This window comes from Prevotella sp. P4-119, from assembly GCF_002251345.1.
Lineage (GTDB): Bacteria > Bacteroidota > Bacteroidia > Bacteroidales > Bacteroidaceae > Prevotella.
The window spans coordinates 1-23,110 of sequence record NZ_NPJB01000071.1 but is presented as its reverse complement, the minus strand read 5'-3'; the positions used below and the strand labels follow the sequence as shown (position 1 = coordinate 23,110).

At 46.6% G+C, this 23,110-nt stretch carries 21 protein-coding genes and 3 tRNA genes; 21 read left to right on the top strand and 3 right to left on the bottom strand.

The window, feature by feature from the left end:
- The first annotated feature begins 1 nt into the window (after position 1).
- From CIK89_RS07530 to CIK89_RS07520, 3 genes are read left to right on the top strand one after another with little or no spacing between them, the layout of a single operon-like run.
- Positions 2-1,213, top strand: coding sequence for a YncE family protein (locus tag CIK89_RS07530; RefSeq protein ID WP_158214997.1), 1,212 nt, complete (start codon positions 2-4; stop codon positions 1,211-1,213).
- Positions 1,214-1,223: 10 nt separating this feature from the next.
- Entirely contained in the window at positions 1,224-2,360 is a 1,137-nt protein-coding gene (locus CIK89_RS07525; RefSeq protein WP_094390771.1) for an ABC transporter substrate-binding protein, read from the top strand.
- Positions 2,357-3,367: an iron ABC transporter permease gene (locus CIK89_RS07520; RefSeq protein ID WP_094390770.1), complete on the top strand. Its 1,011-nt coding sequence runs from the start codon at positions 2,357-2,359 to the stop codon at positions 3,365-3,367. The genes CIK89_RS07525 and CIK89_RS07520 overlap by 4 nt, the downstream gene beginning before the upstream one ends.
- Before the next feature lie 103 nt (positions 3,368-3,470).
- Here CIK89_RS07520 and CIK89_RS07515 read toward each other — a convergent pair whose 3' ends face one another.
- Positions 3,471-4,910 (bottom strand): tagaturonate reductase, encoded by a 1,440-nt coding sequence (locus CIK89_RS07515; protein WP_094390769.1) that lies wholly within the window; start codon positions 4,908-4,910, stop codon positions 3,471-3,473.
- A gap of 386 nt (positions 4,911-5,296) precedes the next feature.
- Between CIK89_RS07515 and feoB the strand changes: the two genes are divergently transcribed.
- Together feoB and CIK89_RS07505 are read left to right on the top strand one after the other, a co-directional pair.
- Entirely contained in the window at positions 5,297-7,678 is a 2,382-nt protein-coding gene (gene feoB / locus CIK89_RS07510) for a ferrous iron transport protein B (RefSeq protein WP_094390768.1), read from the top strand.
- A gap of 18 nt (positions 7,679-7,696) precedes the next feature.
- Entirely contained in the window at positions 7,697-8,416 is a 720-nt protein-coding gene (locus tag CIK89_RS07505) for a DUF5715 family protein (RefSeq protein ID WP_094390767.1), read from the top strand.
- Positions 8,417-8,896: 480 nt separating this feature from the next.
- Here the strand turns inward: CIK89_RS07505 and CIK89_RS07500 are convergent.
- Positions 8,897-8,971: transfer RNA gene (locus CIK89_RS07500), tRNA-Arg, on the bottom strand.
- A 657-nt stretch (positions 8,972-9,628) separates the two neighbouring features.
- On the opposite strand from CIK89_RS07500, the gene CIK89_RS07495 reads away from it, so the two are divergent.
- The 12 genes from CIK89_RS07495 to CIK89_RS07440 all read left to right on the top strand — a co-directional run bounded on the left by CIK89_RS07495 (position 9,629) and on the right by CIK89_RS07440 (position 20,606).
- Positions 9,629-12,019, top strand: a complete 2,391-nt coding sequence (locus tag CIK89_RS07495; protein ID WP_094390766.1) for a TonB-dependent receptor — start codon at positions 9,629-9,631, stop codon at positions 12,017-12,019.
- A gap of 176 nt (positions 12,020-12,195) precedes the next feature.
- Positions 12,196-13,752 carry a sensor histidine kinase KdpD gene (locus CIK89_RS07490; protein ID WP_094390765.1) on the top strand — a complete coding sequence of 519 codons (1,557 nt, stop codon included), beginning with the start codon at positions 12,196-12,198 and terminating at the stop codon, positions 13,750-13,752.
- A 47-nt stretch (positions 13,753-13,799) separates the two neighbouring features.
- Positions 13,800-14,498, top strand: coding sequence for a response regulator transcription factor (locus CIK89_RS07485; protein ID WP_094390828.1), 699 nt, complete (start codon positions 13,800-13,802; stop codon positions 14,496-14,498).
- Between the two features lie 101 nt (positions 14,499-14,599).
- Positions 14,600-15,202 (top strand): ribosome biogenesis GTP-binding protein YihA/YsxC, encoded by a 603-nt coding sequence (yihA, locus tag CIK89_RS07480; RefSeq protein ID WP_094390764.1) that lies wholly within the window; start codon positions 14,600-14,602, stop codon positions 15,200-15,202.
- Position 15,203: 1 nt separating this feature from the next.
- A complete protein-coding gene (locus CIK89_RS07475; protein ID WP_094390763.1) occupies positions 15,204-16,997 on the top strand; it encodes an ABC-F family ATP-binding cassette domain-containing protein in 1,794 nt (597 codons plus the stop codon).
- Positions 16,998-17,024: 27 nt separating this feature from the next.
- Positions 17,025-17,642, top strand: a complete 618-nt coding sequence (recR, locus tag CIK89_RS07470; RefSeq protein WP_173815116.1) for a recombination mediator RecR — start codon at positions 17,025-17,027, stop codon at positions 17,640-17,642.
- Positions 17,643-17,720: 78 nt separating this feature from the next.
- On the top strand, positions 17,721-18,155 hold the full coding sequence (locus CIK89_RS07465; RefSeq protein ID WP_094390762.1) for a hypothetical protein: 435 nt from the start codon (positions 17,721-17,723) through the stop codon (positions 18,153-18,155).
- Positions 18,152-19,060 carry a glycosyltransferase family 2 protein gene (locus CIK89_RS07460; protein ID WP_094390761.1) on the top strand — a complete coding sequence of 303 codons (909 nt, stop codon included), beginning with the start codon at positions 18,152-18,154 and terminating at the stop codon, positions 19,058-19,060. The genes CIK89_RS07465 and CIK89_RS07460 overlap by 4 nt, the downstream gene beginning before the upstream one ends.
- Positions 19,057-19,569, top strand: a complete 513-nt coding sequence (locus tag CIK89_RS07455; protein ID WP_094390760.1) for a GNAT family N-acetyltransferase — start codon at positions 19,057-19,059, stop codon at positions 19,567-19,569. The genes CIK89_RS07460 and CIK89_RS07455 overlap by 4 nt, the downstream gene beginning before the upstream one ends.
- Positions 19,570-19,640: 71 nt before the next feature.
- Positions 19,641-19,717: transfer RNA gene (locus CIK89_RS07450), tRNA-Asp, on the top strand.
- A 21-nt stretch (positions 19,718-19,738) separates the two neighbouring features.
- Positions 19,739-19,812, top strand: a tRNA-Asp gene (locus CIK89_RS07445).
- Between the two features lie 104 nt (positions 19,813-19,916).
- Positions 19,917-20,606: an SGNH/GDSL hydrolase family protein gene (locus tag CIK89_RS07440; RefSeq protein ID WP_094390759.1), complete on the top strand. Its 690-nt coding sequence runs from the start codon at positions 19,917-19,919 to the stop codon at positions 20,604-20,606.
- Here the strand turns inward: CIK89_RS07440 and CIK89_RS13540 are convergent.
- The gene (locus tag CIK89_RS13540; RefSeq protein ID WP_158214996.1) at positions 20,600-20,776 is read right to left on the bottom strand and encodes a hypothetical protein; all 177 of its coding nucleotides are present in this window, start codon (positions 20,774-20,776) and stop codon (positions 20,600-20,602) included. The two genes, CIK89_RS07440 and CIK89_RS13540, sit on opposite strands and share 7 nt — an antisense overlap.
- Before the next feature lie 146 nt (positions 20,777-20,922).
- Between CIK89_RS13540 and rpsF the strand changes: the two genes are divergently transcribed.
- The 4 genes from rpsF (at position 20,923) to CIK89_RS07420 (ending at position 22,664) form a co-directional block, all read left to right on the top strand.
- Positions 20,923-21,267, top strand: a complete 345-nt coding sequence (rpsF, locus tag CIK89_RS07435; protein ID WP_094390758.1) for a 30S ribosomal protein S6 — start codon at positions 20,923-20,925, stop codon at positions 21,265-21,267.
- Positions 21,268-21,270: 3 nt separating this feature from the next.
- Entirely contained in the window at positions 21,271-21,537 is a 267-nt protein-coding gene (rpsR, locus tag CIK89_RS07430; protein WP_094390757.1) for a 30S ribosomal protein S18, read from the top strand.
- A gap of 20 nt (positions 21,538-21,557) precedes the next feature.
- Positions 21,558-22,091 (top strand): 50S ribosomal protein L9, encoded by a 534-nt coding sequence (rplI, locus tag CIK89_RS07425; protein ID WP_094390756.1) that lies wholly within the window; start codon positions 21,558-21,560, stop codon positions 22,089-22,091.
- Positions 22,092-22,376: 285 nt separating this feature from the next.
- Complete coding sequence (locus CIK89_RS07420) at positions 22,377-22,664, top strand: hypothetical protein (protein ID WP_094390755.1); 288 nt, start codon at positions 22,377-22,379, stop codon at positions 22,662-22,664.
- Positions 22,665-23,110: the final 446 nt, after the last annotated feature.

Here is a 23,110-nt window from a genome sequence, read left to right as displayed (position 1 = left end):
AATGAAAAAACATTTATTAAGTATGGCAGTACTGCTCATGGGAGCAGCTATGTTTACCGCCTGTGATGACAACGACAATGAACAGCATGAATACATTGTTCCTGTAACAAAAGGTGCATTCCTTCTATGTAGTGGAAACATGAGCGGCAACATCGACGGTAGCGTTTCATACCTCGATTATACCTCTAATCAGGTTGCCAACAAGCAGTTCCAAGCACAGAATGGTCGTTCCTTAGGTGGTACTCCTAATGATGCTTTGGTTTATGGTAGTAAGATGTATATTGCCGTAACTGGTGAGAATACTCTTGAAGTGGTTGATGCCAAGACCTTGAAGTCTCTCAGACAGATCAAGACCAATGTGACTTTTGGTGAGGGTTGTCTCAAACCTCGTCACCTTACAGCTTCAGGCGACAAGGTGTATATTTCATTCTACGGCAAGTCTGAATCTTCGTATGATGAGAATTGGAACGCTACAACTAAAGGTAATGGATATGTAGTTGCAATTGACACCACAACATTCACTCGACAAGGTATCTATGAGGCTGGTTCTTTCCCAGAGGGCATCAGCGTGGCAGATAAAAAACTGTATGTCTGCAATTCTGATTATGCAGCATGTACCAAACCTTCTATTTCTATTATCGACCTGACTACAGGTTCTGGAAGTCTGATTAAGAATGATAATATTGTCAATCCACAGAAGATTGTCTTGACTGCTGCTGGCGATATGTATGTACTTGATTTTGGAAACTATGGCGATAAGAAGTCTGGTGTATATAAGATTTCTGCCAAAAATAACGAGGTGACACGTCTGATGGATGCCAACGACATGGATTGCATTGGTAGCAATATCTTTGGTTATTATACTGAGTTCGACGCTTCTTATAAACCAGTCAAGACTACTTATCAGGTCTATAATCTTTTAAGCCAGGGAACATCTACTTTCTACACAGATACTAATAACGAGATTATCCCTGCATGTATTGGTGTTGATCCGGTTGTCGGTACCGTGTTCATTGCTTCTAACGTGAAGAATGCTGATACTGGCAAAACTGATTATAAGGCAAATAGCAAGATCTTCATGTTCAACGTTGAATATTCACAACAGGGCGTTTTTGTATCCGCTTCAAAGAATGCTAAAGTGTGGGGCGCTACTGCAGGTGTAGGTCCTTGCGCTTTTGCTTTCAACGTTACCACTAATGTGATCAAATATTAAATAGACAGAGATGCGTCAGTTCATCCTGTTTGGAATGATGACCGTGTTGCTGTCATCCTGCGGAGGCCGAATGGCCGAAGTGCAGGATGGTGGCGACACGCTTCATTTAAAATATTCCTCTTTGTTGACTATTGTGCGTCATGAGGGATATACGATGGCTCAAATCCGTAATCCTTGGAAATCCGGGAAGACTCTTCATGCCTATGTATTGGTTCCGAAAGACGAACAGTTACCAGATCAAGCATTACTGCCTGCACAGGCTACCATTATCCGTACCCCCGTAGAGCATTCTGCTGTATTTACCACAGTTCATTGTTCTTTACTCGGTATGCTTGGAGCACAGGACAAGATAGTGGCTGTTGCTGATTTGAAATATATCAAACTGCCATTTGTCCAACAAGGGGTAAAAGCTGGTAAAATAGCAGATTGCGGTAGTGGAATGCAACCCATGGTAGAGAAGATTATGGATGTGAAGCCCGATATAATCATGCTTTCTCCTTTTGAAAACAGCGGTGGCTATGGAAAGGTTGAGGAAATCAATATTCCTATTGTAGAATGTGCAGAGTATATGGAAAACTCTCCGTTGGCACGTGCAGAATGGATGCGATTCTATGGATTGCTTCTTGGACGTGAACAGGAGGCAGACAGCCTTTTCGCTTGTGTAGATAGCTGTTACCACATGCTTCAACAACAAGCTTCAAAGGCTCGTCATGGAGGACATCGCCGTACTGTGCTTTTCGACAAGATGACAGGTTCTGTATGGCATGTTCCCGGTGGACGCAGCACCATTGGGCAGATGGTTAAAGATGCGGGTGGTGACTACCCTTGGGAGAACGATACCCATGGAGGAAGTCTGGCTCTGCCCTTTGAGAATGTTTTAGAACGAGCTGGCGAAGCTGACGTCTGGCTGTTCCGTTATAGTAGTGACCATACCTATACGAAGGCAGATCTCTTAGGGGAGCGCGACGGTTATAAGATGCTGAAAGCATTTCGTCAGAATGAAGTTTATGGATGTAATGTAGAGAAGACATCTTTTTATGAAGAAACTCCATTTCGTCCTGATCTATTGCTTTCTGACATCATCCAGATACTTCATCCGAATTTGATCCAATCAAAACACTTACGCTATTTCGAAAATACAAAATGAACAAAGGCTACATTTCATGCATCATGCTTGGCATCATGGTGCTCTTGTTTTTTGTGGTGAGCCTATTGATTGGTTCTGTCTCGATTCCTGTGAGCGAAACATTTCGCATTCTGATTGGAGAAGAGTCCGTCAAGCCCAGTTGGCAGTATATCGTGATTGAATCGCGCCTTCCTCAGGCTGTTACTGCCATGCTTTGTGGTGCTTCTTTAGCTGTTTGCGGACTTATCTTGCAAACGGCGTTTCGTAATCCGTTGGCAGGTCCCAGCATTTTTGGTGTTAATAGTGGTGCAGGCCTTGGTGTAGCCTTGGTGATGTTGTTTTTCGGTGGAAGCGTTTCGGCTGGAACTGTCAGCATTGGCGGTTTCATGGCTGTTCTTCTTGCTGCATTTGCAGGAGCTATGGGTGTCATGGCGTTGATCTTTTTCTTTTCTACATTGGTGCGAAGTCATGTGATGTTGCTGATTGTTGGCATAATGATAGGATATATGGCTGGTTCTGCCATTTCCTTGCTCAATTTTTTTGCAACAGATGAAGGGGTGAAATCGTATATGGTATGGGGAATGGGATCTTTTGGAGGTGTTTCGCTGAAAATGCTTCCTACTTTTAGTGTGATAACTTTGATAACCTTGGCTGTTTCTTTAGCTCTTGTCAAGCCTCTCAATGCCTTGGTCTTGGGAGATCGCTATGCTGAAAACCTTGGCGTAAACATTATACGTGTACGCAACTGGCTGTTGCTGGTAACAGGTGTCCTTACTGCTGTAATCACGGCTTTTTGCGGTCCCGTGGCATTTATCGGTTTGGCAGTACCGCATATTGCGAGATTGGTGTTGGGAACAGACAATCATCGGGTCCTTCTTCCTGCTACAATACTGACAGGAAGTGCTGTGGCTTTGCTTTGCAATATATTGACGGTATTACCTGGTGAGGGTGGGATAATACCTCTTAATGCCATTACGCCCTTGATAGGAGCACCTGTTGTCATCTACGTTATTCTTTCAAGGCGATAAGCGTGCTATAAAAATTTTCCGAATAAGAAAAGGCTACACCCAAACAGGTGTAGCCTTTTAGTTATGAAAACATATCTTTTTTCCTTTGAGAATTCCTTATGTCTTAAAGAATAGTTTTAACAGCCTCGAGCATACCCTTGTCTTGAATCAGGTCAAGGAAGAGTTTAACCATTCCGTTGAGATTGCTGATCTTGTTGAGGTCTTCTCCCCAGATGAACTCGGCACCGAGTACTCCGTCTGCAACCTTCTGGGTGTCACCAGTTGCCCACAGATCCTTGAGCAAATCCATAATCTTCTGGTCGTCGTTAGGAACGATTTCTGCACCGTCAGCACGCTTGCCACCTTTGTAGTAGGTGATGATGGCAGCCAAACCGAATACCAATCCCTTAGGCAGTTCGCCCTTGCGCTCGAGATAGGTCTTTACTCCGGGCAGATCGCGTGCACAGAATTTGGGGAATGAGTTGAGCATGATGCTGGTCACCTGATGGTCAACGTATGGATTGTCGAAACGCTCCAAAACATCGCTTGCAAACTTCTCAAGCTCTTCAATAGGCAAATCGAGTGTTTGCATCAGTTCGTCAAACTGCACTTTGTGGATGTATTTACCGATGACCTCATGGTTGCAAGCATCGCGTACAATATTAACGCCGCTGAGGTATGCCACAGGAGAGAGTACGGTGTGTGGGCCGTTGAGCAATGTCACCTTGCGCTTGTGGTAAGGTTCCTCCGAAGGAACGAAGAGCACATGGAGACCAGCTTTGTCTGCGGGGAACTCATTAGCTACTTCCTTAGGAGCTTCAATCACCCAGAGGTGGAATGTCTCTGCCTGTACAACAAGGTTGTCGCGGTAAGAAATCTTTTCCTGAATCTCAGCAATTTCCTTGCGTGGGAATCCTGGAACGATACGATCCACGAGAGTGGCATAAACGCCACAAGCTTCTTCAAACCATTTCTTGAAAGCATCACCCAACTGCCACAGTTCGATGTATTTATAGATGCAATCCTTCAGTACGTGTCCGTTGAGGAAAATCAATTCACAAGGGAAGATGATAAGTCCTTTAGTGGGATCTCCGTTGAAAGTCTGATAACGGCGATAAAGCAACTGTACGAGTTTGCCAGGATATGAAGATGCAGGTTTATCATCCAACTTGCAAGCAGGGTCAAAAGCAATACCGGCTTCTGTGGTGTTGCTAATGACGAAACGCATCTCAGGCTGGTCTGCCAATGCCATGAATGCATCGTTCTGTGAATAAGGATTCAAAGCGCGACTGATCACATCGATTCGCTCAAGCGTATTGACGGGCTTTCCGTTTTCACGACCCTGAAGATTGACGTGGTAAAGACAGTCTTGTCCGTTAAGCCAGTCTGCCATACCTCTTTCTATAGGCTGTACTACAACTACGCTACCATTGAAATCGGTTTTCTGGTCCATGTTCCAGATAATCCAATCAACAAAAGCACGAAGGAAGTTTCCTTCACCAAACTGAATCACCTTTTCAGGCATCACACTCTTAGGTGCGAAATGTTTGTTTAATGGTTTCATTTCTAAATATTTTATAGATTGTTTTTAAATGTAGGGCAAAGTTACGAACTAATTGCGAAACTGCAAAAAAAATATTTATTTATGTCCCATTTTTCTGCGTAAAGGTTTGCGGAGAAAAAAGTGCTTGTTTCTCATTCATAAGTTGAAAAGAATAGGAGTTGATGACTCGTTCTCGGCTTCGGGATGTCTTCGGGATGACTTCGAGGTTTTTCCTGTCGTGGACTATCCCCACGACATGTATTTATGAGTTTGGTATCTATTCCCTTGTAAAAACTTTAGAATCCATTTCGTTTAGGAATACCTATTTTTGATGATTTATAGTATGGTTTTTGCCTTTTTTGCAGATAATTTACTAATTTTGCACTCGTATTTTTAAAGTATAGCAAATGAAACTATCCGACCTGAAAACGGGGCAACATGCCACGATAGTGACGGTACAAGGCCATGGCAGCTTCCGAAAACGCATCGTAGAGATGGGATTTGTCAGAGGAAAAGATGTAGAGGTTTTGCTTAATGCACCATTGCAGGACCCTGTCAAATATAAGGTAATGGGCTATGAAATCAGTCTGCGTAGGCAAGAGGCTGAGATGATTGTGGTGGATACTGATCCATCCCATCAGCAACCCGTTGTGAATCATGAAACCATGACAGATACAGTTCAAGACACTTGCGACCAATCTTTGCCAGCACATGTTGGCAATACCATCAATGTGGCTCTGATAGGTAATCCGAACTGTGGTAAGACGTCGCTTTTCAATTTCGCCAGTGGTGCTCACGGGCATGTGGGTAATTACAGTGGTGTGACGGTTGATGCCAGCGAGGCTCGTGCGACGTGCGACGGGTTTGTCTTTAATCTTACGGATCTTCCCGGCACCTATTCGCTCTCCTGTTACAGTCCGGAGGAACTCTACGTGCGTGAGCATCTGATGAAACGTCATCCCGATGTTGTCATCAACGTGATAGACTCTTCCAATCTCGAGCGTAATCTTTATCTGACCACTCAACTTGTTGACATGAACGTCAGAATGGTTTGCGCACTCAATATGTATGATGAGTTTGAACGCCGAGGAGACACGTTAGACACTCAAACGCTGTCAACGCTTTTTGGTGTGCCTTTTGTTTGTACGTCATTCAAATCGGGTCGGGGAGTCCAGGAGCTGTTTCGTGAGGTCATCAGCGTATTTGAAGACTGCAACGCGTCTGTTCGCCATATTCACATCAACCATGGTCACGAGATAGAGTCCGGTATTGCCCATATCCAACAGTACCTGAAGCGCAACGAGGTGGTTCGCACGCTTTTTTCAACTCGCTATATGGCCATCAAACTTCTTGAGCATGATGACCGGGCAGAGGCTTATGTGGCGAAGATGGAGAATGCCAAAGAGATTATGGCAGCGCGTGACGCAGCAGAACTTCGTGTGAAAGAGGAGAAAAAGACTGACTCTGAAACTGCCATTATGGATGCGAAGTATGGCTTTATTCATGGCGCTCTGACAGAAGCGGGCTTTCGGCAAGGCACCAAGGAAGATACTTACCGCATGACGCATTTTATAGATGATGTGCTTTCCAATAAATATCTGGGCTTTCCCATCTTCTTTTTGATTCTCTATGTGATGTTCCAGACCACTTTCTCGTTGGGCCAGTATCCGATGGACTGGATAGAGTCTGCCGTTTCATGGTTGGGCGAACAGGCTTCTGCGCTGATGCCCGAAGGTCCCTTGCGTTCCATGCTTGTTGATGGCGTGATTGGTGGAGTAGGAGCAGTTATTGTTTTCTTGCCTCAGATATTGATTCTCTATTTTTTCATCTCGCTGATGGAAGATAGCGGCTATATGGCACGTGCAGCTTTTATTATGGATAAGTTGATGCATAAGATGGGGCTGCATGGTAAATCGTTCATCCCTCTTATCATGGGATTTGGTTGTAATGTTCCTGCCATCATGGCTACGCGCACCATAGAGAGTCGGCGCTCTCGTCTTATCACGATGCTTATCTTGCCTTTCATGTCGTGCTCGGCGCGCCTACCTATTTATATTATGATCATAGGAACGTTTTTTGCTGCCCAATACCGTTCATGGGTGATGATCATGCTGTATGTCATTGGTGTGATTGTGGCAATCATAGTCAGCAAGGTGTTCTCGTCATTTGTTGTCAAGGGCGAAGATACTCCTTTTGTGATGGAATTGCCTCCTTACCGCTGGCCAACTCCCAAAGCCATTGGCAGACATACGTGGGAGAAAGGTAAAGAGTATCTCAAGAAGATGGGTGGTATCATTCTCGTGGCTTCCATCGTCGTCTGGGCGTTAGGTTATTTCCCCCACGATGAATCATTATCACCTGTCCAACAAAAGGAGCAATCCTATATTGGCAGTATAGGTAAGGCCGTAGAACCGGTTTTCGAGCTGCAAGGTTTCAACTGGAAACTCGATGTCAGCCTCATTGCCGGTGTGGGTGCAAAGGAAATCGTGGCTTCTACAATAGGTGTTATTTACAGTGGCGACGACTCGTTTGGCGATGATGACTCGTTCAGCGACGATACTGCCAAATATAGCCGCTTGCGCTATCAGATGCTTGCCGATGGCATCACACCGCTTGCTGCCTTCAGCTATCTGCTGTTTGTATTATTGTATTTCCCCTGTATAGCTACGGTCATTGCCATACGCAACGAAACAGGATCGTGGTCTTGGGCTGCTTTCTCTGCCTTCTACACCACGGCAATAGCATGGATTGTCAGCATGTTAGTCTATCAAATTGGGAGTTTGTTTTAGAAACGGTAACTCATAAAAATGAAAATATCAAAAAGAAAATATGTCACCGTCTTCTATGCCGTTGTAGTGGCATTGGCCGTGATTAAAGAGCCTTTGTTGGGCTGTTGTGATTCTACTGAAACCAACGAGGCTGTCGTGACAGATACTGTTCAGAATGTTCCGGCTGTCGTGGCGGAGATAGGAGAAAAACCTCACAAGATTGGTTATGTGCCTCCTTACAAGACGACCTTTCCCGATAGCCAGCAAGTGCAACTTGCCGCTGCTGAGCGCCTGGGTGTTCGTCCTGTTGCCAATCGTGCTGATGCGGAAGCACGTAAAAAGGAGTTGGTTTATATTGCCTCAAGTCCTTATTATCATGTAGATCATCTCCGGAGTTCCCTGCCTTATCTTGTGCCTCGTGCGGCAGTATTGCTGCAAGACATAGGTCAGGCTTTCTATGATAGTCTTTATGTCAAGGGAATACCCATCAATCAACTGATTGTAACCAGCGTATTGCGTAGTGAGGAAGATGTTGATAAATTGCGTCGCCGTAATGGCAATGCCACCGAGCGCAGCTGCCATCTTTTCGGCACTACGTTCGATGTTTGTTACAACCGTTATCATCCCGTGATGCGTCCTGTTCGCAACGATACTTTGAAATGGGTCTTAACACAAGTGCTTCGCGATATACGTGAACAAGACCGGTGTTACATCAAATACGAAGTGAAACAGGGTTGTTTTCACATGACAGTCCGTTAATACAGATCATAAAAAGAAGACAATGATATTGCTATTGGCACAAAAACATCTGTTATACATATATAAAAACAATATTCCTTAAATTAGCAGAGAAAGTCTTTCCGTATATTCTTTCTCAAATCCGCAACCAATAGGGTTTAGTGTGATTTTGCTTGTAAAACGACAAAAATTCTTTTATTGTACATATTCCTTGCATAATAGAAACTTTTTAAACACAAAATCCCCTTACCCCATAAAGCGACTTGAGGTAATACGCCGGTTTAACCAGAAAAGCATGGCCTTTAACCAAAGTCTGTCTTGAACAGGTTGGCATAAGCATTGTTGTCTGAGTAAATGTTCAATACGTGCCTACGTGGCGTCTTAATGATTCTAATTTTAGTTTGATTTTATTGACAGCTTAGAAGGTGTACTGTATTTGTATGTTTTTTACTACCTATTAAATACAAAAAAGAGAACCATTGCTGATTCTCTTTTTTGAAGTGATTCCGTAGGGATTCGAACCCTAGACCCACGCCTTAGAAGGGCGTTGCTCTAATCCAACTGAGCTACGGAACCAACTTTTCGGCTGCAAAGGTACAAAGAAGTAAGTGAAAAACCAAAGAAAAATGATAATTTCTTCTTGTTTTCTGAGTGAAAGCGATTCTGACTCCGATTATCGAGCCGAATTTACTAATAAAACCGCTTGTAATAGGGGGGAAAGGAAACCAAATGACAGGTGGAAAGTTATATGATGATGGCGGAATGTGTGGAAAAAAACACAGAAATTTCCGATGACTTTCGTAATTTATAAAAATTCGTCAAAAAAATAAAAACGTTGTTCTGAATAAATGTTGTAATTTTGCAACGGAAATCCTGAACGGGAGATGTGAAGTCTATATAATTACATCAACCGAAATAAACTTAAAACAATAACTTATTAAGAATATTGTATAGGTTGGAAACTAAAAATACGGTCCAGTTTGAAGTTATTGAGCGTAAAGTTACGTTTTTTTCTTGAATTATGTGCTGTTTTTGAGGAAAATCTTAGCTGTCACTTGGCCGAAGAAACGAAGTTCTTTGTCGTTGGCATCCAAACTGCTTGATAGCATAGAAATCTGAGTGGAAACGCCTCTGCCCGACACTGTAGAAAGTGAATGCAGAAGCGGAAAATGCAATTTTCCATATAAATGTGGATAGGACAGGCAGAGAAAATAACGTAACTTTGCAGCCGTTATGAGAAACAAATCGTTATTTATTATTTTATTGCTATGGCCTGCAGTAAGCAAGGCTGAGTCTTTGAATATACCATCCGACTCTTCGCGCGTTTATGACCTTGACGAAGTCGTTGTGGTTTCGCAGCCCAAAGATACCTATCGGTTGCGCCAGCAGCCTTTGGCTTCAACGGTAATAGGTCGCGACCAACTTGTTGACCATGGAATGGGAGATATTCGAGACGTCTCTGCTTTTGTTCCTTCGCTTGCCATGCCTGCGTATGGTTCACGTTTTACATCCTCTATTTACGTGCGTGGCATCGGCTCCCGCGTCAACAGTCCGTCAATGGGTGTGTATGTTGACAACATCCCTCTGTCCAACAAAACAGCGTTCAACACCCATCTTTACCAGACCGACCGCGTTGACGTGTTGCGTGGTCCCCAGGGTACGCTCTATGGAATGAATGCAGAAGGCGGACTGGTAAGAATCTACTCTAAATCACCTTTTAGCCATCAGGGTACGGCATTGAAACTGGGATTGGGAACCGCCTTCTATCGTAATGTGGAAGTGGCACACTCCCAACAGTTAAGCTCCAAAGCAGCTTTCTCGTTGGCAGGGTTCTATCAAGGCACAAACGGATTCTATCGTAACACGCAGACCGACCGTTCTGCCGATAAGATGGATGAGGCTGGCGGTCGTTTCCGCCTGATGCTTCGTCCGTCAGCGCATTGGAACATTGATTTCATTAGTGACTACCAGTATGTTCGCCAGAACGCCAACCCTTATGGCGTGCTCCATCTGGACAACAACCGCGTAGATGATCCTAGTCAGAACGAGCAAAGTTGCTATCAGCGCAATCTGTTGACCAACGGACTCCATATCCAATACTCAGGAGCAGGATTCATCATGCAAAGCACCACTTCCTGGCAGTTCTTGCGCGACCGTCTGCTGATGGATGCCGACTATTCGCCTTCCGACTTCTTCAAGGTCGATCAGCGTCAGTTGAGCAATTCGCTCAGTCAGGAGTTTACCATAAAGAGCGCCAATAAGAGCCGTTGGCACTGGACTAATGGTATGTTTCTTGCCCATGAATGGTTGAAGACCACAGCCCCCAACACCTTCGGACAGGCATTCAGTCAGCAGATGGGCAGTAGAATCGGCAACATGATTTACGGACAGATCTTCCGTTCGCTGGCTGACCGCATGGGCGAAACGGCTGCTGCCGCCATGATTGAGCGATTAGGAGGTGTCCGTGTAAACATGGGATTGTGGGTGCCGAGTTCTTTCCATACTCCACAGTCCAATATCGGCATTTTCCATGAGTCGAATATTGAAATAGCCGAACACCTCACCGCTACCGTCGGTTTGCGATACAATTACAGCCGCAACAGTATTTCCTATGATACGAGCGGACAGGCCAACATGGACTTCAGTATCATGGGTTCGGCAGCGAAAGTCAAGATGGTTTCTCCATTTGTCAATCAGGAACATTCCTCGTTTCAACAGCTGTTGCCTAAGTTCGGACTGCTCTATCGATGGTCTAACGGAAGTAATATATATACCACTGTGACAAAAGGTTATCGTAGTGGAGGATTTAATATCCAACTCTTTAGCGACATTATTCAGACCGATGTGCAGAACAATCTGCGCGTTGCTTTGCAACAAGCCATGGAGGCACGCAAGGATATTGAGGTCAATATCAGCCATACTGATGAGGAATATGCCACGTTGCTCGAAGGCATCCGCTTCAAACCAGAGGAGAGTTGGAACTACGAGGCAGGTGCCCACCTCAATCTCTTTGGTAACACCGTTCAGGCTGATTTAGCTGCATACTACATGCAGATCCGCAACCAACAACTCTCTGTGTTTAGCAGCGATTATGGCTATGGACGAAAAATGGTCAATGCAGGACGCAGTTACAGTTGTGGACTCGAACTGGCAGTACGCGGTCAGGCGCTGTCCGACCATTTGTCTTGGGCTGCCACTTATGCCTATACCCATGCCGAGTTCAAAGATTACACCACCAATGATAATGCGACAGGCGAAGCTGTTGACTATTGCGGCAAACGCGTGCCTTTTGTTCCCGAACATTCCTTCTCATTGCTTGCAGACTATCGTGTTGACCTTCATCACGACAATTTTAAGGCCATCATCTTCGGAGCCGACCTCAACGGACTCGGCAGCATCTATTGGGATGAAATGAATACTTACCAACAGCAAGTCTATGCGCTGCTGGGGGCTCATATCGGCGTGCAACTGGAATGCTGTCATGTCAATCTGTGGGCTCGCAATCTCACCAATACCCATTACAATACCTTCGCATTCCAAAGCAAAGCGACGGGAAAATCGCTGTATTTTGCACAGCGCGGTAACCCCTTCCAACTCGGAATCGATTTCGGTTGGAACTTTTAATCTCAATCGGTCCTTAGGGAAAAAGGTGATTAAACACACCGATGACCTAAGGACTGATTGTGCTTAGTTGCAAATGTGATACTAAAAATCGGTATTTATGTTAATATTGTTAAAATTAACGAAGATAATTAACGAATAAGTACCCCCATGTTTGTAATATCGCTAACTTTGCAGACATGAAGAAATCCACAATCTGGGCAATAGCCATTATCATGGGACTCTCGTTCCTGGTGCTGCTCTTCCTTCAGTTCTCTTATGCAGAAGAGATGATCAAGATGAAGAAGGAGCAGTTTGACGAGAGTGTCAACCGAAGTCTCTACCAAGCCTCGCGCAACTTAGAGATGAACGAGACGCTGAGGTATTTGGAAAAGGATGTCAACGAGACAGAGCGCCGGGCATTCCGACAGGATTCGGTGATGGTCGATGGACTGGACGGAACCATCAAGCACTCACATCAGTTCTCGGTAGCTACCGACGACGGAACAGTCTATTCTTCCTTCCAGATGAAATCGTTTGAGATGAAACCCGCTAGCGTACCCAAAGGCATGATCATCCGCAAAGACAAGAGTTCCATCTCCGAAGCTGCCAAATCCATGCAGGAGATTGTGCGCAAGCGCTATGTTTATCAGAAAGCACTGTTGGACGAGGTGGTCTATAATATCCTTTATACCGCCAGCGACAAATCCCTCAAGGAACGTGTGAATTTCAAGATGCTCGACCAGGACATCCGTGCCGAGCTCCTCAACAACGGAGTGAATATTCCCTATCATTTCACCGTCTCTACCACCGACGGCCGTGAGGTATATCGCTGTCCTGACTATACTGACGAGGGAGAAGAGTACAACTATTCGCAGTTGCTCTTCCGCAACGACCCGCAGTCGAAGATGGGCCTGGTGAGAATCCACTTCCCTGAGATGAACAGCTACATCTTTTCATCGGTGCGCTTCATGATCCCGTCCATCATCTTTACCATCGTATTGCTCATCACCTTTATCTTTACCGTGGTGGTGATCTTCCGACAGAAACGCTATACTGAAATCAAAAACGATTTCATCAACAATATGACCCATGAGTTGAAGACACCTATTGCTTCCATCTCACTGGCTGCGCAGATGATGAACGACAATACCGTGACCAAGACAGAAGCCATGACCAAACATCTCGGTGGGGTGATTGCCGATGAGTCGAAACGCTTGCGTTTTTTGGTAGAAAAAGTATTGCAGATGTCAATGTTCGACAAGAAGAGCATCGTGTTCAAGAAGAAAGAACTCGACCTCAACGAGATGGTTGAGAATATCGCCTCTACCTTCTCATTGCGAGTGGAACATACAGGAGGAAAGATATTTACCGAGATAGAAGCGGTGGATTCAGCCATCTATGTGGATGAACTGCATTTCCAGAATGCCATTACCAACCTGATGGATAATGCCGTGAAATACCGCAAACCCGAAGAGCCGATCAATATCTTCATCCGCACATGGAACGATAACGACCGTCTGTACCTCTCCATACGCGACAACGGACAGGGCATCAAGCGCGAGAATATCAAAAAAGTTTTTGAGAAGTTCTACCGCGTGCATACGGGCAACAAACACGATGTGAAAGGCTTCGGTTTGGGACTGGCGTATGTCAAGAAGGTCATCGACCTGCATCAAGGCGAAATCAAATGTGAGAGCGAACTGGGCAAGGGTACTAAGTTTACCATCTCCCTCCCCGTGCTCCACGAACAATAAACAAGAATAAACAAAAATAGAATAATAACATCTAAACATTCATGATTATGGACGACAAACTGAAAATTCTTCTTTGCGAAGACGATGAAAACCTCGGAATGCTTTTGCGTGAGTATCTGGCAGCTAAAGGTTACCAGGCAGAACTCTGCCCCGATGGAGAGGTAGGCTACAAAGCTTTCCTTAAGACCAAATTCGATATTTGTGTACTCGATGTCATGATGCCGAAGAAAGACGGTTTTACTTTGGCACAGGAAATCCGTAGTGCCAACGCAGAGATCCCCATCATCTTCCTTACTGCAAAGACCCTCAAAGAGGACATCCTGCAAGGTTTCAAAATCGGTGCAGACGATTATATTACCAAGCCTTTCTCCATGGAGGAACTCGTTTCACGTATCGAGGCCATCCTGCGCCGTGTACGTGGCAAGAAAAACAAGGAGAGCTCGGTCTATCGCATCGGTAAGTTTGTGTTCGACACCCAGAAGCAGACCTTGACCATCGGCGACAAGGTGTCTAAGCTGACTACGAAGGAGAACGATCTTCTGGGCTTGCTTTGCAGCCATGCCAACGAGATTCTGCAGCGTGATTTCGCATTGAAGACCATCTGGATTGACGACAACTATTTCAATGCACGCTCTATGGACGTTTATATCACCAAGTTGCGTAAACACTTGAAAGACGATCCGCAGATAGAAATCATCAACATTCACGGCAAGGGTTATAAGTTGATTTCTCCAGAAGAAGACTAAACCGCTGTTACCTTTGTGAACCCAGTATAGACTGGCGGGTTGCCTTACGAAGTGTAATCCGCTGGTTTCAGTAATATAACATACCGACAAGATTTTATTGCATGGATATAAAAAGTGCTGAATTTAGTTTGAGCGCACCAATGGTAAGCATGTGTCCCAACGACACAAAACCAGAATATGCCTTCATCGGCAGGTCCAATGTGGGCAAGTCGAGCCTGATCAATATGCTGACCAACCGACGCAAGTTGGCAAAGACTTCAGCAACACCTGGCAAGACCTTGCTTATCAACCATTTCATCATCAACAAAGAGTGGTATCTCGTCGATCTGCCGGGCTACGGCTATGCGAAGCGCTCCAAGAAAGAGGTGGCAAAACTCGATCAGATGATCAGAGGATATATTCTGCAACGGGAGCAGATGGTCAATGTTTTTGTATTGGTGGATTCGCGACACGAACCGCAGGCGATAGACCTGGAGTTTATTGATTGGCTCGGACAGTCAGGAGTGCCTTTCGCCATCGTGTTTACCAAAACCGATAAGTTGAGCGGAGGCAAGGCCAGTCAGAATATTGCCAATTATAAGAAGAAGTTGCAGGAAACATGGGAGGAACTCCCGCCGATGTTCCTGACATCCTCCGAAAGTCGGCAGGGTAGGGACGAACTCCTGGATTATATTGATAGTATCAATCAACAACTGAAGGGATAGTATGGCGAAGGACAATCCGTATGTTGATGTGCAAAACCTCTCCAAATCGTTTGGAGCACTTCAGCTGTTCGACAACATCAGTTTCTCCATAGCCGAAGGACAACGCGTGGGACTCGTTGCCAAGAACGGTACGGGAAAATCCACACTTCTCGCTGTCCTTGCGGGCAAAGAGGGATGCGACAGCGGCGACATCGTCTTCCGTCGCGACCTGAGGGTTGGATTCCTGGAACAGTCTCCACGTTTCGACCCTGACGAGAGTGTGCTCGATGCCTGCTTCAACCACCAGGGCGATCCCGATAAGGTGTTGAAAGCCAAACAGGTGTTGACGCAGTTGAAGATTCGCGACCTCAACCAACCCATGCGGCAGTTGAGTGGCGGACAGCAGAAACGTGTCGCACTCGCCAACGTGCTGCTCACCGAACCCGATCTGCTGATTCTCGACGAACCCACCAACCATCTCGACCTGGAGATGATAGAATGGCTCGAAGGCTACCTCTCGCGAGGCAACCGCACCTTGCTCATGGTCACCCACGACCGATTCTTCCTGGACCGCGTCTGTTCGGTCATCCTCGAACTCGACGACCGTACGGTCTATACCTATCGTGGCAACTACGCCTATTACCTCGAAAAGCGACAGGAGCGTATTGATGCGAGACGCGCAGAAATTGCCCGTGCCAACAATCTCTATCGCACCGAACTGGAATGGATGCGCAGAATGCCACAGGCGCGAGGCCATAAGGCACGCTACCGCGAAGAGGCTTTCTATGAGTTGGAGAAGGTGGCTAAGCAGCGCATGGAAGAGCGCCAGCTCCGCCTCAAGGCGAGCAATGTATATATCGGCAGTAAGATCTTTGAGTGTCAGTACATCTCCAAGCGCTTTGACGATGTGGTCATCCTCAAGGATTTCTACTATAACTTCTCACGCTTCGAGAAGATGGGTATTGTGGGCAACAACGGCACGGGAAAATCCACCTTCATCAAAATGCTACTGTCTCAGGTGCAACCTGACGAAGGACGTATCGTCATCGGCGAAACGGTGCGCTTTGGCTATTTCTCGCAGGAAGGCTTGCAGTTTGACGAACAGATGAAGGTCATCGATGTCATCGCTGCCATTGCCGATTATGTTGACCTGGGTAGCGGAAAGCGCCTGACAGCGTCCCAGCTCTTGCAGTATTTCCTGTTTACACCCGAACAGCAGCACAACTACGTGTATAAGTTGAGCGGTGGCGAGCGACGCAAACTCTACCTCTGTACCGTGCTGATGAAGAATCCCAACTTCCTGGTACTCGACGAGCCCACCAACGATCTCGATATTGTGACCATGCAGATCCTCGAAGAGTATCTACAGGATTTCCCCGGTTGCGTGATTGTCGTCAGCCACGACCGCTATTTCATGGATAAGGTGGTCGATCATCTCCTGGTTTTCAAGGGACAGGGCGAGGTGAAAGACTTCCCCGGCAACTACAGCCAGTACCGCCAGTGGCTCGCCATGGAAGAAGCGGCAACGGTCAAGGATAACAAGGAACCGAGGGGAAAGACTGCCAAGTCCTACCGGCATGATGACCGGCGGCGAATGACTTTCAAAGAGCGGTTGGAGTTTGAGAAACTCGAAAAGGAAATCGCACAACTCGAAGAGGAACAGCACCTGATAGAAGATGCCCTATGCAGCGGTACGCTGTCTGTCGATGAACTCACCGAGAAGAGCAAGCGCCTGCCAGTGCTTCAAAGCGAACTCGATGAGAAGTCGATGCGGTGGCTTGAACTTTCAGAGATAAAAGACGAATCGAGGAAATAAACGAATCGGGAAAATAATACCAAAGAAATGATCAGTCAGCAATATCCGTCGCAGTTGCTCGAAAGAGCCGTGCAGGAGTTTTCCAAACTCCCTGGCGTGGGCCGTAAGACAGCACTTCGCCTCGTGCTTCATCTGTTGCGACAAGAAGATCAGGACGTACAGGCTTTTGTGGAGGCCGTCAGTCGCCTGAAGCACGATGTCTGCTATTGCAAAACCTGTCACAACATCTCAGATGCTGAGCGATGCCCCATCTGTGCAGACCCAAGGCGCGATGCCACTACGGTCTGTGTCGTGGAGAACATCCAGGATGTCATGGCGGTGGAAAACACTCAGCAGTATCAGGGATTGTATCATGTGTTGGGCGGAGTCATCTCGCCCATGGACGGCATTGGACCCTCCGACCTTGAAATCGATTCGTTGGTCAAGCGGGTGGAAGAAGGGGGAGTCAGGGAGGTAATTCTCGCACTCAGCCCGACCATGGAAGGTGACACCACCAATTTCTATATCTTCCGCAAACTCGCTCCCTATGATGTCAGCATCTCTATCATCGCACGGGGTGTGTCTGTAGGCAACGAACTGGAGTATACCGATGAGGTGACCCTCGGAAGGTCTATCGTCAACCGCACGCCGTTTGAGGGCAAATGACCGCTACAAATTATTTATATCTATAAGAAACGGTAATAATCTATATAGCATATAGCAAACGAATAAACAACAAACGAAATGGCTAAGACAATATCCTATCTGCAACACTGGCTGATGATGACCTTCTGGACCATCCTGACACTTACCCTGCTAATCACCGTACTGCTGCGCACCACCGATTGCTGCGCAACTCTGCAGGAGATCTCCAATCCTGTCGTGGAATATGTAGTCGATATGGTAGCAGTATGCCTCACTATCGCATTCGTACCCCTTGCCTTACGACTCATGTATTGCCAGTCCGTACGCCGCAAGTTGCCCGAGAAGTATGCCCGTTGGGCATGGACACGCCAGTTGCTGCTCCAGTCGGTATTTGCCATCGATGCGGTATGTTACGGACTCTTCGATAAGGCATCCTATTTCTATCTCGCCATCATCTCACTGTTGGCAATGGTATTCGTCTATCCCTCGCAAAAACGCTGTGAGGCAGAGACAAGCAAAAGCGAAACGGAATGAAAAAACTCTCTGTCGTCATCGTAAGCTATAATGCACGCCAGTATCTCGGACCCTGTATCCGTAGCGTAGAACAGGCGATGAAAGGTATTGACGGAGAAATCATCGTCGTCGATAACCAGTCGTCCGACGGCACCGTCGAAGACCTCAAGGCCCATTTCCCGCAGGTGCAGGTGGTGGAGAGTGGGGGAAATATAGGTTTCGCAAAAGCCAACAACATCGGCATACGGTTGAGCCACAGTCCCTATGTGCTGCTCCTCAATCCCGATACCGTGGTGGGCGCCAATACACTCCGTCAGACCGTCGATTTCATGGAACAGCATCCGCAGGTGGGAGCAGCAGGAGTCCAGATGCTCAATGCTGACGGAACACGCGCACCGGAATCACGGCGAGGACGCCCCACAGCCCTTGTCGCTCTGTATAAGATGTGTGGACTGGCACGCCTCTTTCCCAACAGCCACCGCTTCGCACGCTATTACATGAGTTGGCTGTCATGGACAGAACCGGCGGAGATCGATGTGATCAGCGGAGCCTTCGCCATGTTGCGCCGGAAGGCACTCGACCAGGTGGGACTGCTCGACGAAGATTTCTTCATGTACGGCGAAGATATCGACCTCTCCTGTCGCCTCCTCGATGCAGGGTGGCACAACTGCTATCTGCCCTGTAAGATCGTACACTATAAGGGAGGATGCAGCGACAAGACCACCGTCAGTTACGTCCGTGTGTTCTATAAAGCCATGATCATCTATTATCGGAAACATCATGCACAGACCAATTTCTGCATCAGAAAACTCGTGGAACTCGCCATCTGGATTCGTGCATTGTTGGCCATGATAGGCATCCTGCCCTCACGACTGGTCAGAACACGCGTCAAAACCATTATCACCCCTCAAGACTTACTCACATGAAACAATTACCCGTTATCACCCTCCGTGCCATGGAACCCGAAGACCTTGAAGTGCTCTATACCATCGAGAACGATCGTTCCCTGTGGGACATGGGAACCTCCAATGTGCCGTATTCCCGCTATTCACTCCGCGACTACATCGTTCATGCCAGTAATGATATCTATGTCGATCGGCAGGTGCGGCTGGTCATAGAAAACAGCGAACACCAGGTAGTGGGACTTGCCGACCTTGCCAATTTCGACCCACAGCACCTCCGTGCCGAACTCGGACTGGTGGTACTTCGCCAATACCAGCGCCGGGGATATGCCGAAGCTGCCGTGGTACAGGTCCTCGATTATGCCCGTCATATCCTGCATCTCCATCAGCTCTATGTCATCATCGACCAGCGCAACGAAGCCGCCTTGCAAATCTTCCGTAAATACTGTTTTATAGCAGGCAGGACCCTCAAAGATTGGTTATTTGACGGGGAAAAATACCATGATGCCAGCTTTTTTCAAAGAATTTTATAACTTTTCTTTAAAAAGGTTTGGTGGTTTCAAAAATTCTCACTACCTTTGCACCCGCTAAACAAGAAAAGACTGGTGCGTTAGTTCAGTTGGTTAGAATGCCTGCCTGTCACGCAGGAGGTCACGAGTTCGAGTCTCGTACGCACCGCCACTCTTTTCAACGCATAGCAAAGGTGCGTTAGTTCAGTTGGTTAGAATGCCTGCCTGTCACGCAGGAGGTCACGAGTTCGAGTCTCGTACGCACCGCTGAAACAAAGCTCATTGAAGAATATTCAGTGAGCTTTTTTATTTGTCGGCTGCCGAAACGGGCAGTAACGCTATTGTAGATGCTGACATAAACAACAATAATAATGAAAACAAAACAACTGATAATACTCGTTGGCGCGATGCTCTGTTGCGCAGCGTCGCTGATGGCACAGGCAAAACCGTCCGTTGCCATCCTTGGAGATTCCTACAGCACCTTCAAAGGCTATGTGCAACCCGATACCAATGCCGTTTGGTACCCACAGTCTGATGTAAAAAACAACGATGTGCAAGATATCACCCAGCTCTGGTGGTATCAGTTCATCTGCGACAACGGTTTCCGCCTCAGTCAGAACAATTCGTTTTCAGGAGCAACCATCTGTCATACAGGCTATGATGAGGCAGACTATAGCGACCGGTCGTATGTCACCCGCCTAAACAACCTATTGCCCGCAGACCTCATCTTCGTTTTCGGAGGCACGAACGACAGTTGGGCGAAATCGCCTATCGGCAACTACCAGTACGGCGGTTGGAGCAACCGGGATCTCTATCAGTTCCGCCCCGCCATGGCATATCTTCTTGACGGCATCCAGAAACGCTATCCCGGCACCACGGTCTATGTCATCATCAACGATGGCTTGACCGACGAGATCACCACGTCGATGAAGACCGTCTGCGACCATTATCAGGTGAAATACATCCAATTGGAATGCATCGACAAACAATGGGGACACCCCTCACAGAAAGGCATGAAACAGATTGCTGCGCAGGTGGCAAAAGCGGTGTGCCGTCAATAGCGTCCGCCATGCTTGATGCCACCCACATAAAGGACGACGCCCCCCACAATCAGCAGTAGTCCTGTGGTCAGCAAACCATTGGTGGTATGGTGCAGGAAATATGCCGTGGCAAGAGTTATCACGCCAGATAGAATCAGCAAAATTCCTATGGAGGCAAATTTTTTATTCATAGAAAAGGCATTTCTGTGTTGTAATTCGTTAAAAATTAGTGCAAAGATACAAAATAATTGCCGATAAATGACGGAAATAACAAAAAAATCAGTACCTTTGCACCCGCAATTTTGCAAAAGTAACACAATTTTTTATTTTAAACAGTATGAATCAATACGAAACCGTTTTCATTTTGACTCCCGTTTTGTCTGATGAGCAGACAAAGGAAACGGTCGCTAAATTCACCAAACTCCTTGCCGACAACGGCGCAGAGGTTGTGAACGAAGAGGCCTGGGGTATGAAGAAGATGGCTTACGCCATTCAGAAGAAATCTACAGGTTTCTACTACCTGGTAGAGTTCAAGGCTGAGCCCAATGTGATCAAGAAGCTCGAAACAGCTTTCCGTCGTGACGAGAAAGTTATCCGTTTCCAGACAGTTAAACTTGAAAAGCACGCTATCGAATATGCTGAGAAGCGTCGCAACAAAACCGGTAAAAAAGAGGAGGCTTAAGTTATGGCAGAACAATCAGAAATCCGTTATTTGACAGCTCCTTCTATCGACACTAAGAAGAAGAAGTATTGCCGTTTCAAGAAGAGCGGCATCAAGTACATCGACTACAAAGATCCCGAGTTCCTGAAGAAGTTCCTGAACGAGCAAGGCAAAATCCTGCCCCGTCGTATCACTGGTACCTCACTGAAGTATCAGCGCCGCGTGGCTCAGGCTGTTAAGCGTGCTCGCCAGATTGCACTGCTTCCTTACGTAACTGATATGATGAAATAAATAAGGAGGAGGACGACAATATGGAAATTATACTGAAAGAAGATATTATCGGTCTGGGTTATAAGAACGATATCGTAAATGTAAAGTCTGGCTACGGCCGCAACTATCTGATTCCTCAGGGTAAGGGCGTTATCGCTTCTCCCTCTGCTAAGAAGATTCTCGCTGAGAACCTCAAGCAGCAGGCTCACAAGCTCGCAGCTATCAAGGCTGAGGCAGAGAAGAAAGCTGAAGCTCTCAATGGTGTTGAGTTGACTATCACTGCTAAGGTGAGTGCTACCGGACAGCTCTATGGTTCTGTCAATGCTAACATCGTTGCTGATGAACTCAAGAAGCAGGGTCACGACATCGATCGCAAGATCATCACCATGCGCGATGCTAAGATGGTAGGTGATTACGTTGCTACCATCCACTTCCACAAGGAGGTTGAGGTTGTGATTCCTGTAAAGGTTGTTTCTGAGGCAGCTCCCGTTGAGGAGGTAAAGGCTGAAGAGGCTACTCCCGCTGTTGAAGAAGCTCCCGCTGTTGAGGAGACCTCAGCTGCTACAGAAGAGTAATATTCTGTAAATCAATACATAAGTTATTAACATAAGAGGGTGCGCATACGTATGTGCGCCCTTTTTTCAGCTAACAGCCCAGCATCTCGGTGCGCAATTCGGGGGAGGGGAAGTTGGCGACAGTGAAAACAGCTCCCCTGATGCATCGTGCGACGTGTCTAAAAATCATGATGACGACGCTCCCGCGCGCCATACCAGTTGCGCCTGGTGGCTCTATTGTGATTTCTAATCCGTCACAATTGTTATCTCACAAAAATTGCTAATCTTTCCATAAAATACGATGCTATGCAAGAGATTCTCATGACCCCCGATGTGTGTATGAAATTCCTGGTCTGGTCGTACTACTACCACGACCTCCTGCCAGAGCAGCACATGAGTTACAAGACCTGTGGTCGGTTCTCCGAGGAAGATGCCCTCCGCCTTGACGAACTGAAAGACATGCTTTTCAAGTGTTTTGAAGTGCAGTCAGTCCTCAACGCCTGCCAGCAGTTCCGTTTGGCGAAACTGCGTCAAGAACCCTGTCCCTTCACCCAACAAGACCTCGACCGTATGTTTGCCACCGAAGTAGAGTAGCACGGCACACGGATTTTTTTCTGATTTCCATTTTCAGAAGGTGACTACCAACCGCAATTATCGCCATAGCAATCATCATTCTCGCAGCAGCAATCATCATAATCTAAAAAACAAATAAATTTATCGTTTATCAGCGTAATTGTCGTACCTTTCCTCTATAAAACCTAATGGGATTTCCCCGCAAGGGTAATAAAACCCACAAGAATTCATAATAGTGGGGCATGGCTATTCATCACAGCCCCTCGTCAGGTCTGTGATAATCAGATACTTTCCTCTTCGAGTTTTACTCAGACTGGGTTCCATCGCCAGCCGTACCATCGGTTAATTTGCAATCACGGGGTGTCACCACCACAAAGGTAGTAGCCTTGGCACAGCTGGTATATCTTGTCACCCTTTAGTGCAGGGTGTCAAAATCATATTGTCAAAGTCCTTGTAGACGACTCCTT

Bases quoted from the DNA above. Each gene is read 5' to 3' on its own strand.
- CIK89_RS07530 (WP_158214997.1), top strand. From the start codon at position 2: ATGAAAAAACATTTATTAAGTATGGCAGTACTGCTCATGGGAGCAGCT.
- CIK89_RS07525 (WP_094390771.1), top strand. From the start codon at position 1,224: ATGCGTCAGTTCATCCTGTTTGGAATGATGACCGTGTTGCTGTCATCC.
- CIK89_RS07520 (WP_094390770.1), top strand. From the start codon at position 2,357: ATGAACAAAGGCTACATTTCATGCATCATGCTTGGCATCATGGTGCTC.
- CIK89_RS07515 (WP_094390769.1), bottom strand. From the start codon at position 4,910: ATGAAACCATTAAACAAACATTTCGCACCTAAGAGTGTGATGCCTGAA.
- feoB (WP_094390768.1), top strand. From the start codon at position 5,297: ATGAAACTATCCGACCTGAAAACGGGGCAACATGCCACGATAGTGACG.
- CIK89_RS07505 (WP_094390767.1), top strand. From the start codon at position 7,697: ATGAAAATATCAAAAAGAAAATATGTCACCGTCTTCTATGCCGTTGTA.
- CIK89_RS07495 (WP_094390766.1), top strand. From the start codon at position 9,629: ATGAGAAACAAATCGTTATTTATTATTTTATTGCTATGGCCTGCAGTA.
- CIK89_RS07490 (WP_094390765.1), top strand. From the start codon at position 12,196: ATGAAGAAATCCACAATCTGGGCAATAGCCATTATCATGGGACTCTCG.
- CIK89_RS07485 (WP_094390828.1), top strand. From the start codon at position 13,800: ATGGACGACAAACTGAAAATTCTTCTTTGCGAAGACGATGAAAACCTC.
- yihA (WP_094390764.1), top strand. From the start codon at position 14,600: ATGGATATAAAAAGTGCTGAATTTAGTTTGAGCGCACCAATGGTAAGC.
- CIK89_RS07475 (WP_094390763.1), top strand. From the start codon at position 15,204: ATGGCGAAGGACAATCCGTATGTTGATGTGCAAAACCTCTCCAAATCG.
- recR (WP_173815116.1), top strand. From the start codon at position 17,025: ATGATCAGTCAGCAATATCCGTCGCAGTTGCTCGAAAGAGCCGTGCAG.
- CIK89_RS07465 (WP_094390762.1), top strand. From the start codon at position 17,721: ATGGCTAAGACAATATCCTATCTGCAACACTGGCTGATGATGACCTTC.
- CIK89_RS07460 (WP_094390761.1), top strand. From the start codon at position 18,152: ATGAAAAAACTCTCTGTCGTCATCGTAAGCTATAATGCACGCCAGTAT.
- CIK89_RS07455 (WP_094390760.1), top strand. From the start codon at position 19,057: ATGAAACAATTACCCGTTATCACCCTCCGTGCCATGGAACCCGAAGAC.
- CIK89_RS07440 (WP_094390759.1), top strand. From the start codon at position 19,917: ATGAAAACAAAACAACTGATAATACTCGTTGGCGCGATGCTCTGTTGC.
- CIK89_RS13540 (WP_158214996.1), bottom strand. From the start codon at position 20,776: ATGAATAAAAAATTTGCCTCCATAGGAATTTTGCTGATTCTATCTGGC.
- rpsF (WP_094390758.1), top strand. From the start codon at position 20,923: ATGAATCAATACGAAACCGTTTTCATTTTGACTCCCGTTTTGTCTGAT.
- rpsR (WP_094390757.1), top strand. From the start codon at position 21,271: ATGGCAGAACAATCAGAAATCCGTTATTTGACAGCTCCTTCTATCGAC.
- rplI (WP_094390756.1), top strand. From the start codon at position 21,558: ATGGAAATTATACTGAAAGAAGATATTATCGGTCTGGGTTATAAGAAC.
- CIK89_RS07420 (WP_094390755.1), top strand. From the start codon at position 22,377: ATGCAAGAGATTCTCATGACCCCCGATGTGTGTATGAAATTCCTGGTC.